Source organism: Streptomyces sp. LUP47B, from assembly GCF_001746295.1.
Classification (GTDB): domain Bacteria; phylum Actinomycetota; class Actinomycetes; order Streptomycetales; family Streptomycetaceae; genus Streptomyces.
On record NZ_MJAH01000023.1, the window covers coordinates 81,997 to 98,674 of the forward strand.

Annotated in this window: 16 protein-coding genes; 7 read left to right on the forward strand and 9 right to left on the reverse strand. The window is 71.9% G+C overall.

Going from position 1 to position 16,678, the window contains the following annotated elements; all coding sequences use genetic code 11:
- Positions 1-69: 69 nt before the first annotated feature.
- Entirely contained in the window at positions 70-1,353 is a 1,284-nt protein-coding gene (locus tag BFN33_RS43895) for a hypothetical protein (protein ID WP_069765821.1), read from the forward strand.
- Here BFN33_RS43895 and BFN33_RS50840 read toward each other — a convergent pair.
- A complete protein-coding gene (locus BFN33_RS50840) occupies positions 1,240-2,298 on the reverse strand; it encodes a GlxA family transcriptional regulator (RefSeq protein WP_079141329.1) in 1,059 nt (352 codons plus the stop codon). The genes BFN33_RS43895 and BFN33_RS50840 overlap by 114 nt on opposite strands.
- Before the next feature lie 71 nt (positions 2,299-2,369).
- Between BFN33_RS50840 and BFN33_RS43900 the strand changes: the two genes are divergently transcribed.
- On the forward strand, positions 2,370-3,680 hold the full coding sequence (locus BFN33_RS43900; protein WP_069765822.1) for an MFS transporter: 1,311 nt from the start codon (positions 2,370-2,372) through the stop codon (positions 3,678-3,680).
- A gap of 43 nt (positions 3,681-3,723) precedes the next feature.
- Here the strand turns inward: BFN33_RS43900 and BFN33_RS43905 are convergent, their stop codons facing one another.
- The 5 genes from BFN33_RS43905 to BFN33_RS43925 form a co-directional block, all read right to left on the reverse strand.
- Positions 3,724-4,317 carry a flavin reductase family protein gene (locus tag BFN33_RS43905; protein ID WP_079141330.1) on the reverse strand — a complete coding sequence of 198 codons (594 nt, stop codon included), beginning with the start codon at positions 4,315-4,317 and terminating at the stop codon, positions 3,724-3,726.
- 68 nt (positions 4,318-4,385) lie between these two features.
- The gene (locus BFN33_RS43910) at positions 4,386-5,177 is read right to left on the reverse strand and encodes an enoyl-CoA hydratase/isomerase family protein (RefSeq protein WP_069765824.1); all 792 of its coding nucleotides are present in this window, start codon (positions 5,175-5,177) and stop codon (positions 4,386-4,388) included.
- Positions 5,168-7,393 (reverse strand): acetate--CoA ligase family protein, encoded by a 2,226-nt coding sequence (locus BFN33_RS43915; protein WP_069765825.1) that lies wholly within the window; start codon positions 7,391-7,393, stop codon positions 5,168-5,170. Before BFN33_RS43915 ends, BFN33_RS43910 begins: the two co-directional genes overlap by 10 nt.
- 109 nt (positions 7,394-7,502) lie before the next feature.
- Positions 7,503-8,999 (reverse strand): FAD-dependent oxidoreductase, encoded by a 1,497-nt coding sequence (locus BFN33_RS43920; protein WP_069765826.1) that lies wholly within the window; start codon positions 8,997-8,999, stop codon positions 7,503-7,505.
- 148 nt (positions 9,000-9,147) lie between these two features.
- Positions 9,148-10,341, reverse strand: a complete 1,194-nt coding sequence (locus BFN33_RS43925) for an NAD(P)/FAD-dependent oxidoreductase (RefSeq protein WP_069765827.1) — start codon at positions 10,339-10,341, stop codon at positions 9,148-9,150.
- A 213-nt stretch (positions 10,342-10,554) separates the two neighbouring features.
- Between BFN33_RS43925 and BFN33_RS43930 the strand changes: the two genes are divergently transcribed.
- From BFN33_RS43930 to BFN33_RS43945, 4 genes are all read left to right on the forward strand, one after another.
- A complete protein-coding gene (locus BFN33_RS43930; RefSeq protein WP_059206620.1) occupies positions 10,555-11,001 on the forward strand; it encodes a DoxX family membrane protein in 447 nt (148 codons plus the stop codon).
- On the forward strand, positions 11,001-11,414 hold the full coding sequence (locus BFN33_RS43935; RefSeq protein ID WP_069765828.1) for a Zn-ribbon domain-containing OB-fold protein: 414 nt from the start codon (positions 11,001-11,003) through the stop codon (positions 11,412-11,414). Before BFN33_RS43930 ends, BFN33_RS43935 begins: the two co-directional genes overlap by 1 nt.
- Before the next feature lie 277 nt (positions 11,415-11,691).
- Positions 11,692-12,288: a GNAT family N-acetyltransferase gene (locus BFN33_RS43940; protein ID WP_069765829.1), complete on the forward strand. Its 597-nt coding sequence runs from the start codon at positions 11,692-11,694 to the stop codon at positions 12,286-12,288.
- Positions 12,289-12,327: 39 nt separating this feature from the next.
- Positions 12,328-13,206, forward strand: coding sequence for a GNAT family N-acetyltransferase (locus tag BFN33_RS43945; protein WP_069765830.1), 879 nt, complete (start codon positions 12,328-12,330; stop codon positions 13,204-13,206).
- On the opposite strand, the gene BFN33_RS43950 is transcribed toward BFN33_RS43945, so the two are convergent.
- A complete protein-coding gene (locus BFN33_RS43950) occupies positions 13,185-13,850 on the reverse strand; it encodes a pyridoxal 5'-phosphate synthase (RefSeq protein WP_069765831.1) in 666 nt (221 codons plus the stop codon). The two genes, BFN33_RS43945 and BFN33_RS43950, sit on opposite strands and share 22 nt — an antisense overlap.
- Positions 13,851-13,853: 3 nt before the next feature.
- A complete protein-coding gene (locus BFN33_RS43955) occupies positions 13,854-14,279 on the reverse strand; it encodes a pyridoxamine 5'-phosphate oxidase family protein (protein WP_069765832.1) in 426 nt (141 codons plus the stop codon).
- A gap of 41 nt (positions 14,280-14,320) precedes the next feature.
- On the opposite strand from BFN33_RS43955, the gene BFN33_RS43960 reads away from it, so the two are divergent.
- On the forward strand, positions 14,321-15,646 hold the full coding sequence (locus tag BFN33_RS43960; RefSeq protein WP_088245513.1) for a DUF11 domain-containing protein: 1,326 nt from the start codon (positions 14,321-14,323) through the stop codon (positions 15,644-15,646).
- A gap of 25 nt (positions 15,647-15,671) precedes the next feature.
- Here the strand turns inward: BFN33_RS43960 and BFN33_RS43965 are convergent, their stop codons facing one another.
- Entirely contained in the window at positions 15,672-16,673 is a 1,002-nt protein-coding gene (locus BFN33_RS43965) for a LuxR family transcriptional regulator (RefSeq protein WP_069765833.1), read from the reverse strand.
- Positions 16,674-16,678 lie beyond the last annotated feature (5 nt).

Here is a 16,678-nt window from a genome sequence, read left to right on the forward strand (position 1 = left end):
CCCCCGAGTTGTCCACAGGCCCTGGAAAACTCTTGGGGCGATGTCAGTGCCGGGCCCTAACTTCGACGCATGACTTACCGAGACGTCGCCTCCCCGCAGGTCCTGGTCTGGGCCTGCACGTCCGTCGGCGCCCGTATGCCGGTGGCGATGGCTCCGCTCGCCCTCGTCTTCCTGGTGCGCGAGAGACCGGGCGGGTATGCGCTGGGAGCGGTGCTCGCGGCGGCCTATGTGATCGGTGAGATCGTCGGCGCCCCGGTGCTCGGGATGCGGCTGCTCCCCGAGCGTCCCCGGCCCCAGCTGGCGGTGGGTCTTGCGACCGGGGCCGTCGGGTTCGCGGGGCTCGGGGCGCTTCCCGACGCGCCCTCCCTGGTGCTGGGCGCGTTCGCCTTCTTGGCCGGGGCCGCTCCCGCCGCCGCGACCGGCGGGCTGCGCGCACTGCTCACCGAGCTGGTCCCGGAGCGGGCCGTCGCGCAGGCGCTGTCCACCGAGTCGATGCTCAACTCCGTCATCTGGGCCGTCTCCCCGGCCGCCGTCGCCGGTCTCGCCCTCCAAGTCGCGCCTCACGTCCCCCTGTTGCTGGCCGCCGCGCTGATGGCGGCGTCGGTCGCGGGGCTGTGGCTGCTCCCGGCCGGATGGAAGGCGGACGACCCGGCGGGCGGCGCGTGGTCCGGCGGATCGCTGCCCCGGCTGCTGCTGGGCGCCTGGCCGGTGTACGTCACCGGCGCTGCCAGTCTCAGCCTGCTGGGTCTCGCCGAACTCGTCCTGCCCGCCCTGCTCGAACAGCGCGGCATCCGTGTCGGCTGGTCGGGACCGCTGCTGACCGGCCTTGCGGTGGGCGGCGGACTCGGGGCGTTCCTCTACGGCCTGCGCACTTGGCCCGGTCTGCTGCGCACCCGCAGTGCCGTGCTGATGTGCGGCACCTCGGTCTGCGTGACGCTCATCGCGTTGATACCGAACACCGCCGGGATCGCGACCGCGCTCGCCGTGGGCGGCCTGCTCCAGTCGGGCGCGCTGCTCACCCGCAACCTCGCCCTGCGCGACGCGCTGCCGCCCGGCGCCCTGGCCGCCGGCTACTCCGTGATGTACGCGGCGGCGGGCGCGGGCTACGCGGCCACGGGTTCGCTCGCCGGAGCCCTGCTCAAGGTGACGGTGCCGTCCACCGCCGTCCTGGCCGGGGTGGCGTTGACCCTCGCGCTGACAGGGGTCGGCTGGTGGGGGGAGGTGCGCCGCGCGGGGAGTTCAGCGCAGGGCGCCGACGCCGTCGTAGTGCCCGGAAGCGGGGGCGAGGGTCATGCTCCCGGTTCGGAAGGTACGTCGGTAGGCGGTCGGTGTGACGCCGAGGGCTGTTTGTAGGTGCTGGCGCATCGACTGGGCGGTGCCGAAGCCGGCGTCGTGGGCGACCTGGTCGACGGAGAGGTCGGTGGACTCCAGGAGGTGCCGGGCGCGTTCCACGCGCTGCTGGGTGAGCCACTGGCCGGGGCTGACGCCGACCTCCTCGCGGAAGCGGCGCGTGAAGGTGCGTACGGACATGGCCTCCTGCTCGGCCATGTCCCGCAGCTGGATCGGCTCGTGGAGGCGGCCGAGCGCCCAGGCGCGGGCCGAGGTGGTGGTGGACTGCTGCGGGTCGGGCACTGGCCGGTGGATGTACTGCGCCTGACCGCCGTCGCGGTGCGGCGGTACGACCGTGCGGCGGGCCACCTCGTTGGCGATCGCCGTGCCGTGGTCGCGGCGCACCATGTGCAGGCACAGGTCGATCCCGGCGGCGACGCCCGCCGAGGTCAGGACGTCACCGTCGTCGATGAACAGGACCTCCGGGTCGACCTTGACCTGCGGGAAGAGCCGCTGGAGACGGTCGGAGTCGGCCCAGTGCGTGGTGGCCGGGCGGTCGTCGAGCAGGCGGGCGGCGGCCAGGACGTAGACACCGGTGCAGATGGAGGCGAGCCGGGTGCCGGGGCGGATGTGGGCGAGGGCGGCGGCCAGTTCGTCGGTCAGCACACCCTGTTCGAAGACCGGGCCCAGTTCGTACGACGCCGGGACGATCACGGTGTCGGCGGTGGCCAGGATCTCCGGGCCGTGCTCGACCTGGATGTCGAAGTCGGCGTCGGTCCGCACCGGGCCCGGCGGGCGGATCGAGCAGGTGAGGACCTCGTACAGCAGGCGCCCCTCGGCGTCCCTGGGGCGCCCGAAGATCCGGTGCGGGATGCCCAGCTCGAACGGCAGGACACCGTCCATGGCGAGGACGACCACGCGGTGCGGGCGGAACTCCTGGGCACGACGGGCATGACGGTCAGGGGTCATGGCCCGATCCTAACGAATGCTGTCCTTCGGGCCAATGGATCCGGAGCCCCGCAGGACGGAAGCTCTATGTCGTGACCCAGACAAGCGAAGCCGCCGAGCGGGCAGCCCACCCGGAAAACCAGTCGGCCCCTCGTATCCACCGCGCCTGGTTCGTCGCCGCCGTCACCTTCGTGACGATCATCGGCGCGGCCGCCTTCCGTTCCCTGCCCGGCCTGCTCATCGACCCGCTGCACGACGACTTCGGCTGGTCGCGCGGCACCATCAGCGCGGCCGTCTCCGTCAACCTCGCGCTGTACGGCCTGACCGCGCCCTTCGCGGCGGCGCTGATGGACCGCTTTGGCATCCGGCGGGTGGTCGCGGTCGCGCTGACCGTGATCGCGGTCGGTTCGGGCCTGACCGTGTGGATGACGGCGGCCTGGCAGCTGATGCTGTACTGGGGCCTGCTCGTCGGTCTCGGCAGCGGCTCGATGGCACTGGCGTTCGCCGCGACCGTCACCAACCGCTGGTTCACCGCGCGGCGCGGCCTGGTCACCGGCATCCTGACCGCCGCCTCCGCCTCCGGACAGCTGATCTTCCTGCCGGTGCTGTCCTGGATGGTCGAGAAGCACGACTGGCGCCCGGCGGCGATCACGGTCGCGCTCGCCGCCCTCGCGGTCGTCCCCTTCGTCTGGCTGCTGCTGCGGGACCACCCGGCCGACGTGGGCCTGAAGCCGTACGGTGCCGAGGAGTTCGTGCCGAAGCCGGAGCCGGTCCCGGGCGCCGCGCGCCGAGCGGTGACGGTCCTGTTCAAGGCCGCCCGCACCGGACCCTTCTGGCTGCTGGCCGGCACCTTCGCGATCTGCGGCGCCTCCACCAACGGCCTGATCCAGACCCACTTCGTGCCCGCCGCGCACGACCACGGCATGCCCGTCACCGCAGCCGCCTCGCTGCTCGCGGTGATCGGCGTGTTCGACGTGGTCGGCACGGTCGCCTCCGGCTGGTTCACCGACCGCTTCGAACCCCGCAGGCTGCTCGCCGTCTACTACGCCCTGCGCGGCATCTCGCTCCTGTTCCTGCCCATGCTGCTGGCCCCCTCGGTCCACCCGCCGATGCTCTTCTTCATCGTCTTCTACGGCCTCGACTGGGTCGCCACCGTCCCGCCCACCGTCGCCCTGTGCCGCGAGCAGTACGGCGACGACAGCGCGATCGTCTTCGGCTGGGTCCTCGCCTCCCATCAGGTCGGCGCGGCGCTGATCGCCTTCCTCGGCGGCGTCGCCCGGGACGTGTTCGGGTCGTACGACATGATCTGGTACGCGTCCGGCGCGCTGTGCGCGGCGGCGGCGCTGATGGCGCTGGTGATCCGGCGGCGGCCGGTCGCGGTGCCCTTGGCGGCGACGGCCTGAGAGAATCCCCGGAACCCCGGCGACCGCAGAGGGGACGCCGGCCCTAGTGGAACCGCCCCTTGTGGAACAGAAGCGGCAGTTCGCCGTCTCCGTCCCCCGGCCCGAGCGCGTCCACCCGCCCCACCACGATCAGATGGTCCCCGCCGGTGTGCACCGCGTGGATCGTGCAGTCGATCCAGGCGAGGGTGCCCGCGAGACGGGGTGAGCCGGAGGCCGGGGCGGGGTCGTGGGCCACACCCGCGAACTTGTCCGCGCCGCTCACCGCGAACGCCCTGCACAACTCGCCCTGCTGAGCGCTCAGGACGTTGACGCAGAAGACGCCCGCCTGGGCGATGCGGGGCCAGGTCGTCGACGTACGGCCCACCATGAAGGCGACGAGCGGCGGGTCGAGGGAGAGGGAGGAGAAGGACTGGCAGGCGAAACCGGCCGGTTCCTCACCGGGTTCCCCGGGTGCCGTCACCACGGTCACGCCGCTCGCGAAGGAGCCCAGCACGCGCCGGAACTCGGCCTGTTCGACGGGCGCGCGCTCGTCCGCTCGCACACACCGCAGCTCCGGGCGGGGCAGCGCCTCGACCGCGAGGCTCCTGCCGGAGCGGAGATAGCGGACGGCGGCCTCGGCCATTCCTGCTTGTCCCATCACATTCCCATTGAAGCTGACGGTTCGTCAGATTGGAAGGGTTGTCCCCGCCCCACCCCGCCCCGCCGTCAACGGCCCTTGTACTCGGGACTCCTGCGCTCCACGAAGCCCGCCACGCCCTCCTGCGCGTCCTGCGTCGTCATGTTGATCTCCTGGGCGGCGGCCTCCGCGGCGAAGGCGGTGGCGCGGTCGGAGTCCAGGGAGGCGTTCACCAGCTGTTTCGTCAGGGCGAGGGCACGGGTCGGGCCGCCGGCGAGGCGCTCGGCCCATTCGCGGGCCGTCTTGGTCAGCTCCTCGTCCTCCAGGACCCGGTTGACGAGACCCAGACGTTCGGCCTCGCGAGCGGTGAGCGCGTCACCGAAGAACATCAGCTCCTTCGCCCGCCGCGGGCCGATCAGACGGGGGAGGAGATAGGCGCCGCCGCCGTCGGGGACCAGGCCCCGGCGGACGAAGACCTCGATGAACTTCGCCGACTCGGCGGCGAGCACGAGATCGCAGGCGAACGCGAGGTGCGCGCCGAGACCGGCCGCGGTGCCGTTCACCGCGGCGATCACCGGCTTCTCGCAGTCGAGGACGGCCGCGATCAGCCGCTGGGCGCCCAGCCGCAGAGTGCGGGCCACGTCGCCGGCGACGCGTTCTCCCGCCCCGGAGGCTCCGCGCAGGTCCGCACCCGCGCAGAAGCCGCGGCCGGTTCCGGTGAGGACGACGGCCCGCACGTCCGGATCGGCGGACGCACGGCCCAACAGTTCGACGAGCAGGTCCCGTTGATCGGGCGTGAGAGCGTTGAGCACCTCGGGCCTGTTGAGGGTGAGGTACCAGACCTGGCCGTCGACGATGTGCCCGACCTCGCTCACCGGCACACCACCAACGCGTCGAGCGCCACCGCCCCCTGCCCCCGGGGCAGCACCATCAGCGGGTTGATGTCGAGCTCCGCGACCTCGTCCCCGAGCTCCAGGGCCATGCGCTGCACGCGCAGCACGACCTCCACGAGGGCGTCGAGATCCGCGGGCGGCCGCCCCCGGACCCCGTCGAGGAGGGCTCGTCCGCGCAGGTCGTCCAGCATGTCCCGGGCCTGCTCCTCACCGAAGGGCGGCACACGTACGGCCGTGTCCCGCAGCACCTCGACCAGCACCCCGCCGAGCCCGACCGTCACCGTCGGCCCGAACAGCTCGTCGTGTGCGGCCCCCACGACCATCTCGACGCCCCGCTCGACCATCTGGCAGACCAGGACGCCGTCCAGCGGGACGTCCTCGTAGCGGGCGATGTCGGTCAGCTCGCGGTAGGCGTCCCGGACCTGGCTGGCCGAGGTCAGGCCGATCTTCACCAGGCCCAGTTCGGTCTTGTGGGCGATCTTCGCGCCGGACGCCTTCATGACGACCGGGTAGCCCACCAGGCCCGCCGCGCGGACGGCCGCCGCCGCGCTGGTCACCAGCTGCTCGCGCGGCACTCGGATCCCGTACGCCCGCAGCAGTTGCTTCGCCGCGTGCTCGCTCAGCTGCTGGCCGGGGCGCATCAGGGCCTGCGCCTTGCGGAAGGAGGGGGAGGGGCTGCGCGGGGCCTCGTCGAAGGGGGAGCGGTAGCGGCTGACGAAGCGGTGGTGGGCGAGGTAGGCGCGGACCGCGGTGATGCAGTTGCCGACCGTGCGGAAAGTGGCCACCCGGGACGAGCCGAGCAGCACCTCGCGGTAGGCCGGCTCGGTGCCGACGGGCGAACCCCACACCACGCAGACCAGCTTGTCGGTCTGCTCGGCCGCGTCCACCAGGTCCTGCACCAGCCGGTCGCTCAGCGGCGGAAAGGGCCCGGTGACCGGGCAGATCAGTACCCCGACCGACGGGTCCGCGAGGATCGCGTCGATGATCTTACGGCCGCGTTCGTCACCGACCGGGTGGCCGCCGTTGTCGACCGGGTTGGCCACGCTCAGGAACTCCGGTATCCACTGGTGCAGTTCGGCCTGCTTCGCCGCCGAGAGGGTGGGCAGCCCGAGGCCCGCCTCCGTCGCCAGGTCGGCGAAGTGCGCGCCCGTGCCGCCCGAGATCGAGTAGACGACGACCCCTTCGGCGCGTGGCGGCTTCGCGCGGGCCAACAGGGCGGCGGTGTCCTGGAGTTCGTCGAGGCCGTCGACGCGGATCACGCCGTACTGCCGCATCGCTGCGTCCACCACCGTGTCCGCGCCGGTGAGTTTGCCCGTGTGGGAGGCGGCCGTACGGGCGCCGGTCTCGGTGCGGCCGACCTTGACCGCGACCACCGGCACCTTGCGGCGGGCGGCCCGGTCGGCGGCGAGCAGGAAGGAGCGGCCGTTCTTCAGGCCCTCGAGGTAGCAGGCGATGGCGCCGACCTCGGGACGCTCGGCGAAGTAGGAGAGGAAGTCGGCACTCTCCAGATCGGCCTCGTTGCCGGTGGGGGCCCAGTGGGTGAGGCGGATGCCGAGCTCCTGGAGGGCGAAGACGGGGCGGCCCTGGTGGCCGGACTGGGTGATGAGGGCGATCCCGGGCCCGTCGAGGTCGTCGCGGAACGACGAGAAGGCGTTCAGGTTGGTGTTGGGCCCCAGCAGCCGCATCCCGGACTCCGCCACGGCGGCGCCGAGACGCTCCTGCGCCGCCGCCCCCTCCTCGCCGGTCTCCGCGAAGCCGGAGGCGAAGACGACCGCGAACTTCACCTTGGCCTCGGCCAGTTGCCCGATCAGCGGGAGAGGCTCCGCGACCAGCAGGACGGCGAGGTCGATCTGCTCGGGCAGGTCGGCGACGGATGCCACGCAGGGGATGCCGAAGACTGACGGGCGGGTCGGATGCACCGGGTGCAGCCGGGCTCCCACCCGGCCCGCCCAGTCGATCAGCTGCCGGGTGACACCGGTGTTCGGCCGGCCCTCGGCGTCCGAGGCGCCGATCACGGCGACGGACTCCGGCCGGAAGAAGCGGTCCAGATCGGGGACGTCGGCATACAGCGGACGGCCGCCGACGTCGAGATCGTCGACCTCGGCGGGCCGGCCGTGGACGGCGGGCCCGGGTTGCTCGCCGCACGCGACGACCCGGGCCCGGCGGGAGTCGGTGGTGAGGGTGCCGTGGGTTGATCCAAGCATCGGTCCGCCCGCTCCTGTCGTCGTGACAGCACAAATAACTGACGCACTGTCAGATTACAGAACTGACGAGGTGTCAGGAACGGGCGTGCACGCAAAGTTGATGCGCCGACTACAGGACCGCGAGGACCTCCTTGGCCACCCGCTCGCCCGACCGCACCGCACCGTCCATGAAGCCCATCCAGTGGATCGACGTCTCGGTCCCGGCCCAGTGGATGCCGCCGACGGGGGCGCGCAGGGCGGGGCCGTACTGGGTGAGCACTCCGGGAGCGCCGATGGAGACGGGGCCGCCGCGGGTGTAGGCCTCGTTGTTCCAGCGTTGCAGGACGAACGAGGTGGGGGAGGCCGCTTTCGAGCCGAAGTACGTCACGTAGTCCTTGAGGACGGCCGCCTTGACCTCCGCCTCGCTCGCCGCGTCGTACTTGCGGGCCTCGTCGGCCTCGATGAAGCCCATCAGGGCGCCGTAGGAGGCGTCGGGCGGGGAGTTGTCGAAGGTCGAGCTGATCACGCCGGTGTCGCTGACCACCTGGCCGTTGAGGCCGTCCGCCCGCCAGAAGGGGGTGTCGTAGATCGCGATCGCCTTGCCGACCGAGGCCATCGGCAGGCGCTGGGTGAGCTGGTCGCGGGCGGCGGGCAGCAGCGGGTCGTAGGTGATGCGGGCCGCGAGCGGCGGCGGTACGGCGACCACGACGCGCTTGGCGGTGACGGTGACGCCGTCGGCCGTGACGACGTACTTCGCGCCGGCCTTGGTGATCGTGCGCACCGGGGCGTTCAGCACCACCCGGTCGCCCAGCGTGGCGGCGAGCTTGATCGGCACCACCTGGGAGCCGCCGACGAAGCGCAGCTCCTGGGCGCCGCCCGCGGTCTCGGTGAGGCGTTCCAGGGTGCCAGGGGTGGTCTCGTTGCCGGCCGCGGCGATGTAGAAGAGGACGAACAGCAGGGAGAGTTCACGGGGTTCGGCCGAGAAGATCGACGTGCAGGCCACGTCCAGGAGGAACTTGGCCGACGGGATCACGGCGTTGGCGCGCAGCCAGCTCTCGAAGGTCTGCCGGTCCCATTCCTCGGCCTTGGCGGCGGTCCAGGGCGCGTCCAGCGGGATGGTCTTGGCCATGTCGTCGAGGGAGGCCTGGACGATCGCCGCGTTGGCGAGACCGGCCGCGTCGATCGGCGGGACCGAGCCGAGGAGGCCGTCGGTGGCGTAGGGGGTCTTCTTGCCGTCCTTGTAGAGCAGGTTCTTGCCGGTGTTGTAGGTGGGGAAGGTCCCCACCCCGAGCGAGTCCGCAAGGGCCTTGATGCGGTCCTGGGTGGGGCCGATGAACTCGCCGCCGCCCTCCGTGACACCGCCGCCCGCCAGAGGCAGGTTGAGGACCCGGCCGCCGACCCGGTCGCGGGCCTCCAGTACGGCGACGGTCTTTCCGCCCGCGACCAGGTCACGGGCCGCGGTGAGCCCGGCGAGACCGCCGCCGACGATCGCGACGTCCACGTCACGGGTGGCGGCGGAGGCGGGGGAGGCGGCGGTGCCGGTGAGAGCGACGGCACCGGCCGCCGCGGCGGCACCGCCGAGCAGGGAGCGCCGGGAGAGCGGGGAGAGCTGTCTTTCGCGTGCCACGTGCGTCCTCCGTAGTGGAGAGAGTGTGGAGCTAGAACATGAGAAGTGTTCACATTCTGGCCCCGCACGGTGGCACACGACAACGCTCCCGCCACATCTCTCACAGATGTAACAGGAGCGCCGGTGAAGCGAGTTGGGGTGCTCTCCGTCAGACGGGAAGCCGCGAGAGCCTGCCCGCGCCGGCCTTCTCGACGGCCTTCGCGATCTTCTCCGCGTCGATCGCGACCTCGCGGAAGGTGCCGCTGATGGGAGTGACGTACCCGGTGAAGAAGAGCCCTGGGGCGTCGTCGGGGCAGCGGGAGCCGTTGACGACCGGTCTGCCATGGGCGTCGAGGACGCCGAGGTGGCCGACCAGGCCCTCCAGCGAGCGGGCGTAACCGGTCGCCGCGATCACCGCGTCCGGGCCGACGCGGGTGCCGTCGGCGAGCAGCACCTCGCCGTCCTCGAAGCCCTCCACGGCGGCCACCACCTCGACCCTGCCCTTGCGGATCGCGTCGATGAGGCCGACGTCCTGGACCGGGATGGCGCCCTCCTTGACCCGGCTGTAGAGCCCGGTGTCGGGGCGGGGCAGTCCGTGCTCCGACAGGTCCGGCACGCTGAGCTTCGCCATGGGCCGGGCCAGCCGGTCCACGAGGCCCACCGGCAGCCGCCGTACCAGAACGCCCGTGTACTGGGCGGCCCAGCCGGCCGTGGAGCGGCGGACGATGTGCGGGGCGGTGCGCACGGACAGCCGTACCCGCGAGGCGCCGCCCTCGACCAGGTCCACGGCGATCTCGGCGCCCGTGTTGCCCACGCCGACGACGAGGACGTCACGTCCGGCGTAGGGCTCGGGGTTGCGGTACTCGCCGGCGTGCCGGAGTTCGCCCTTGTAGGTGTCGCGGCCCGGCCAGTCCGGCAGCAGCGGGGTGTGGTTGTAGCCGGTGGCGACGACCACCGCGGCGCCGGTCAGCTCGCGGCCGCCGGTCGCGTGCAGCAGCCAGCCGGTGCCGTCGGGGGTGCGCTCGACACGCGAGACCTCGACGCCGGTGACGGTCTCCAGCTCGTGGAACTCGGCGTACTTCTCCAGGTAGCGCACCACGTCGTCGCGGGCGACCCAGCGGCCGAAGCGGCGGGGCATCGGGAGGCCCGGCAGGGCCGACAGACGGCGGGTGGTGTGCAGGTGCAGCCGGTCGTAGTGGCGCCGCCAGGACGCGCCGACGTGCTCGGACTTCTCCAGCACGACCGCGCGGATGCCCCGGGCGCGCAGCGCGTACGCGACGGAGAGTCCGGCCGGACCGCCGCCGACGACGTACACGGGGCGATCGGGCTGGTCGGGGCGGTCTGCGGGTGTGGAGTCGGCCATGAGCGCGAGCGTAATCAGACAGCGCGTTGATGGGTCTCGGTCAAGATGGGAATTGGTTGCGGATCGATCACGGCTGTAGGAGGGGTGGGTGGGACCTGTGGCGTAGGTCACCTGGTTGTGCGTGTACGGAAAAGTCACCTCGGTGGGCGCACAGGATTCCGGCGGCGACCGCGGTCTTCCCGGGGTCCGGGATCTGACGTACCGTCAGATTTCATGGACACGATCTGGCTGACCGGCGCGCAATGGCTGGCCGTCCTGCGCATCGGCCTCGGGCTGTGGTGGCTGGAGAGCTGGCGGCACAAGGACAAGAGGACGTGGTTCGAGGGCGGCGGCATCACCTGGGCCGCGGACATCGCCGCCAAGCACCGCTGGACCCCGGTCCGCAGCGGCTTCGACGTGCTGGTCGCGCCCCGCCCCAGGACGATGGCGTACGTCGTCGCGTACGCCGAACTCGCCCTCGGCGCAGGCCTGATCCTCGGCTTCCTGACCCCGCTCGCGCTGGTCGGCGGCCTGCTCCTGAACGTCCTCTACTTCACGCTCATGATCCACGACTGGGCCGAGCAGGGGCAGAACTCGATGATGGCCCTCATCTCGCTCGTGGCCCTGTTCGCGATGTCCTGGCAGACGTGGTCGCTCGACGCCGCGCTGGGCTGGTTCTGATGGGCGCGAGATACGACCTGCCGGAGGCGGACGCCTTCACGCGGACCTACTGGGACGCGGCGGCGCGGGGCGTCCTGCTGCTCAGGCACTGCGGGGCCTGTGACCGGGTCCACCACTATCCCCGTGAGTTCTGCCCGCGCTGCTGGAGCGAGGACGTCACCTGGTCCGCGGCCACCGGCCGTGCCACGCTCCACACCTGGTCCGTCGTCCACCGCAACGACCTGCCGCCCTTCAAGGACCGCACCCCGTACGTCGCCGCCGTCGTCGACCTCGCCGAGGGCCCCCGGATGATGACGGAGATCGTCGACTGCGCACACGAGGATCTGCGGGCCGGGCTGGAGCTGGAGGCGGTGTTCCCGGACGGGGTGCCGAGGTTCAGGCCGCGCGAGGCAACTGTGGCCGTTGGGGGATGAGCGACGGGCGTCGACCTTGTCAGGGACCGTCGATCGTGCCGGTGAGGACCTGCGGCCTGGCTGGAGTTTGAGGCGGTGTTCCCGGGCGGGGTACCGAACTTCAGGGCGGGCTGGGGGTCTGGGGCGTTGGGGATGAGCGACGGGCGTCGACCTTGCCGGGGACCGTCGTTCGTGCCGGTGCGGATCTGCGGGCCGGGCTGGAGCTGGAGGCGGTGTTCCCGGGCGGGGTAGCGAAATTCAGGCCGCGCGAGGTCTCCGGGGCGGTTTGAATGGGTGGATGACCGACGTCGACGATCAGCACCTCATCCGTCCCTTCACCCCGCTGCACGGCCACGGCCTGCGCCTGTGCGCCTGGGACGCGGACTCCGACGCCCAGGCCCAGGACTGGCTGCGCGGCGCGCTGGACCCCGAGTTCGGGCGCTGGAACACGCCTCTCACCCTGATCCACGACCTCGACGGCGCCCGTGCCGCCCTGCGACGCAGGGCTGAACAGGCGGCGCAGGGCACGAGCGTGTCGTACCGGATCACGGACGAGTCGAGCGGTACGACGATCGGACACCTCGGCATCAACGTCATCGACCACGTCATGCGCACCGCCCGTGTCGGCTACTGGGTGCTGCCCGAGGCCCGCGGCCACGGGGTGGCCACCCGCGCGCTCCGCCTCGGCGCCCACTGGGCCCTCACCGACCTCGGCCTGCACCGGCTGGAGCTGGGGCACGCCCTCGGCCACGGCGCCTCCTGCACCGTCGCCGAACGCTGCGGCTTCCGCTACGAGGGAACGCTACGGGGCGCGATGTTCGAGGCGGGACGGCACGACGCGTTCCGGGACGTGCACCTGCACGCCCGACTGGCGACCGACCCCGAACCGTCGTAATTCGGAGGCGTCCGGCGCGCTCGCGCAGGATCATGAGACATGCCTCCCACAGCCTGGCACTCCACCCACGACCTCGACGAGTTCCTCACCCGCGCCGGTGACTTCCTGCGCTCCCGCCCGGACCTGCACACCGTTGTCCTCACCGTGACCGAGGGGCTACGCACCCGCGGGCTCCATGCGTACGGCGACGACGCGCCCCTCTTCGGGCTGCTGGAGGAGGACGGGAACGTGCGGGGGGCCTACTTCCGGACCCCTCCGTACCGGCTGTATCTCACGCCCCTGACCACCGCGCGGGCCGACTCCCTCGCCGCCCATCTGGCGGCCCTCGGCCAGGCCGTCCCCGGCGTCAGTGCCGAGGCCGCGACCGCGGCCGGTTTCGCCGAGGCCTGGCGGCGCCGGACCGGGGTCGAGGCCGTGCCGTATCAGCGCCAGCGGCTGTACCGGCTGGACACGCTGACCGAGCCGGAGCCGGTGCCGCAGGGGCGGCCGAGGATCGCGGGGGAGGGCGACCGGGAGCTGTTGGTGCGCTGGTTCGGAGAGTTCGTCCGGGACATCGGCGAGAGCGAGAACGACGCTGTGCGCGCCGAGTCCTGGGCCGACGCCCGCCTCGCCTACGGCGGCGTCACCCTCTGGGAGGCCCCCGACGGCACCCCCGTCTCCATGGCCGGCCTCACCCCGCCGGTCGCCGGCCAGATCCGGGTGGCGCCCGTCTACACACCGGCCGGTCTCCGCGGCCGCGGGTACGCCGGTGCCGCCACCGCCGAGGTCAGCCGGCTGGCGCGGGAGCGGGGCGCCGACGAGGTGCTGCTCTTCACCGACCTGGCCAACCCGACCAGCAACGGCCTCTACCAGCGCATCGGTTACCGGCCGGTGGCGGACTTCGCGGTGTACGACTTTCAGGGCCAGAGCAGTTCCTGAGCCCAACCTGCTTCGGAACGAAGGTAGTTGAGGCGGACATGCCGCCTGCGCTCGTCGCCCTGGAAGAACTCCACCTCGTCCGGAAGCAGCCGGTACAGCGTCCAGGACGGCACCGGCACCTCCGGCTCGCGCTGCGCCCGCTCCCAGGCCTCCTCGGACACCCTCGCCAACTCCCCGAGCGAGCCCAGCACTTCGCTCTGCCGTCCGGTGAGCGCGGCGGCCAACGCGCCGGTCGAGCGGGCGTGCAGGTCGGCCTGGCCCTGCTCGGAGGGCGCGGCGCTCACCGGCCCCTTCACCCGCACCTGCCGGCCGAGGACCGGCCAGTAGAAGCCGAGGGCGGCGTACGGCCGTGCCGACAGGTGACCTCCCTTGCGGCTGTGGGAGTGGCTCGCGAAGGCCCAGCCGTCCTCGTCAGCGCCGTGCAGCATCACGGTGCGTACGTCGGGCCGGCCCTGCCCGTCCGCCGTAGCGAGGGACATGGTGTGCGGCTCGGTCTGCCCGGCGGCCACCGCCTCCGCGAACCAGGTGGTGAAGAGCTCCAGCGGGGTGGCGGGCGCGGTCGCGGGGTCGAAGGAGGGCAGCGAGGTGACCTCCGGGTCCCACACCCGCAGCGACCTGAGCAGCTCGTGAAGATCGGTTGCCATGCCTCAGACGGTACCGAGGTCGGACGTCACCCACCTTTCGGGCCGCATCCGGAGGATCACCTGCTCGCCGTGGTTCTTGGCGGCGAACTCCACGTACCCGTCGACTTTCTCGGCCGGCAGGTAGCGGGCGGAGATCTCCCGGAGGTCTTCGACGGTGCCCGGCCGGGAGTCGACGACCGGCCCCTCCACGGACACGTACCGGATGGTGGGCTCGACGCGCTCGACGAGCAGGGAGAAGCGGCCGGCCGCCCGGATCAGTCCGTGCTTGCGGGAATCGCGCCCGGTCATGATCCAGATGTCACCACCGGGCGTGTACTGGTACCAGATCGGCAGAGCGAGCGGCGCGCGCCCCTCTCCGGCGTCGACCGCCAGCGCGGCGACATGCGGCTCGGCCAGGAACTGTTCACGTTGCTCACGAGTCAGGGCCATACAGTTCAGGGTACTTCGCACACTTGAGGGAGGGACGGCCGTTGAATCGCCTGTCCGGTACGGCAGTTGGCGCCGCCGGAGTACTTCTGCTCGCGTCCCTCGCCGCCTGCGACTCCACCACCACCGCCCATTCCTCCCTCACCGCCCCCGAGCTCTACTACCTGCGCCCCTACGGTGACAAAACCGGCCCGAAGGACAAGATGCCCTTCGCCGTGACGGCCGAGGACGGGAACGGGCCCGGGGTCCGCCGGCTCACGGTGGAGGTGGCGCCCGACGGACGGGACGTGGTCCGGCTGAAGAAGTACGGCCCCTGCGAGGGCGACTCCGCGCATCTGACCTGCGAGGTCGACGGCGATTACAGCAACTGGGCGGACAACGCCCGTGCGCAGCCGCACGCGGTCAAGGGCGCGAAGGCCGGTGCCACGGCCGTCGTCCGGTACACGTACACCACGAAGAGCGGCAAAGAGCTCACCGCGCGGACCCGGTTCGTCGTCGGCGAGCCGGTCGTCGAGGCGGTGGCACCCGCGTACGCGAAGGATCCCCTGCGGCCCGGCTCCGAGCTGGTCTCCCCGCTCGTCGTGCGGAACACCGGCGAGGTGCCCGTCAAGGGGCTGGGGATCGCGATGACCGCCGGCGGGACGGAGTTCACGCAGGAATACGACAACTGCCGTTACCCCGAGCTGAGCAAGGGCCATCTCGCGGTGTGCGAGCTGCCCGAGGTGACCATCGACCCGGGAGAGACGCTCGTCGTCCGCCCCGCCATGAGACTGCGCGTCCCCACAGCGCAGATGTACCCCTCCTACGGCCGCGACGTCTGGGCCCTGGACATGGGCCCGGGTCAATACCACAGCTACTCGAAGGGCGGCGAGCCCGGCGACGGACCCGACCTGGAGGCCGAGCCCACCGCCGGCACCGAGGGCACCTTCGTCGGGGGCGGCGGATCCACCCAGCTCGTCGTCGACACCCACGCCGACTACCAGGTGTCCGACGTCGAACTGCGCGGCGCTCCCGGCACCCGGCGCACCTTCCGCATCGAGGTCACCAACAACGGGCCCGCCGACGCCGGCACCACGGCCGAGCTGGTCTTCGAGCCGCCCTTCGAGCTGACCGTGGTGAAGGAGCCCATGGAGGAGTACGACGACGGCGTCTACCGGGCGTACTGCGACAACAACGGCTTCACCTACACCTGCGAGGTACCCGACCTGAAGCCGGGACAGTCCCGTTCCTTCGAGTTCACGGCCGAACTCGGCGCCCCCGGCGAGGGCACCCTGAGCCTCCTGGAGAAGGACCCCTCCAGCCCGTGGGACGTGGGCCGCAGGGACCCGGACACCTCCAACGACAAGGCGACCATCAGAGTCGTGCATTAGAAACCGGAAACGGCCGGTATCGCTGCTACACCCAGCCCCGCTGGGCAGCCCGCACGCCGAGCTGGAATCTGCTCGCCGCACCCAGCCGCTCCTGCAGCTCGCTCACCCGCCGGCGCAGGGTACGCAGACTCACTCCCAGATGGCGAGCCACGGCCTCGTCCTTCATTCCGGCCGCCAGCAGCCGGGTCAACGTCCTCTCGCTCTCGGAGAGCCCACCGTCGTCGACCGCCTGACCCAGCGGCGCGGCCTGCTGCCAGGCCAGTTCGAAGAGCTTCTGCAGGGCCTCGGTCACCGCCGAGTGCCACACCACGACGGCACAGTAGCCGCCGGCCGCGGAGGCGGTCAGCGGCAGCAGCGCCCGGCATCCGTCGACCACCAGCAGCTTGAGCGGCACGGAGGGCAACACCCGCGCCTGCTCGCCGAGTTCGACCATCCTGAAGGCGCGGGTCAGGATCTTCGGATCCTCCAGGCCGGTCGCCGAGTAGATCGCACGAGAGAGGATCCCGCGGCTGAGCAGATCGGCCTGGCGGTCCACCTGCGGACCGGCAGGGGCGAGATACGGCGGTGTGTCGAAAAGGCACACCTCGTGCTCCGCGCGCGCGTACATCTCCTCCAGGCGTGCCGCGATGGCGCCCTCGCCGGAGGCCACCTCGACCAGCCGGGACGGTTCCTCGCGCAGCAGTCCCGCCTCGTACGCGGTCGCCATCTCCTCGGCGGTGGCGGCCAGCAGCTCGGACTCCGACTCACGCCGCCTGATCAGCGCGCGGATCGCCACCCGGGGGTCGACGGCTCTCAACCCGCCCATGGAGTCCGGTGGTTGCAGCAGCCCGAGCGTGAGCAGCCGGTTGCAGGCCTCACGGACCCGGCCCGGGGAGGCACCCGTCAGCAACGCCCAGCCGGCCGCGCCGGCGTCGGGTTGGTTGAGGATGGCCTGGTACACCAGCTCGTCGAACGCGGAGACCCCCACCGCGGCCCAGGGGCTCGCGGCGGGGGTCTGCCCTGCCGTGTCGTACGCCGTGTTCACCATGGCTC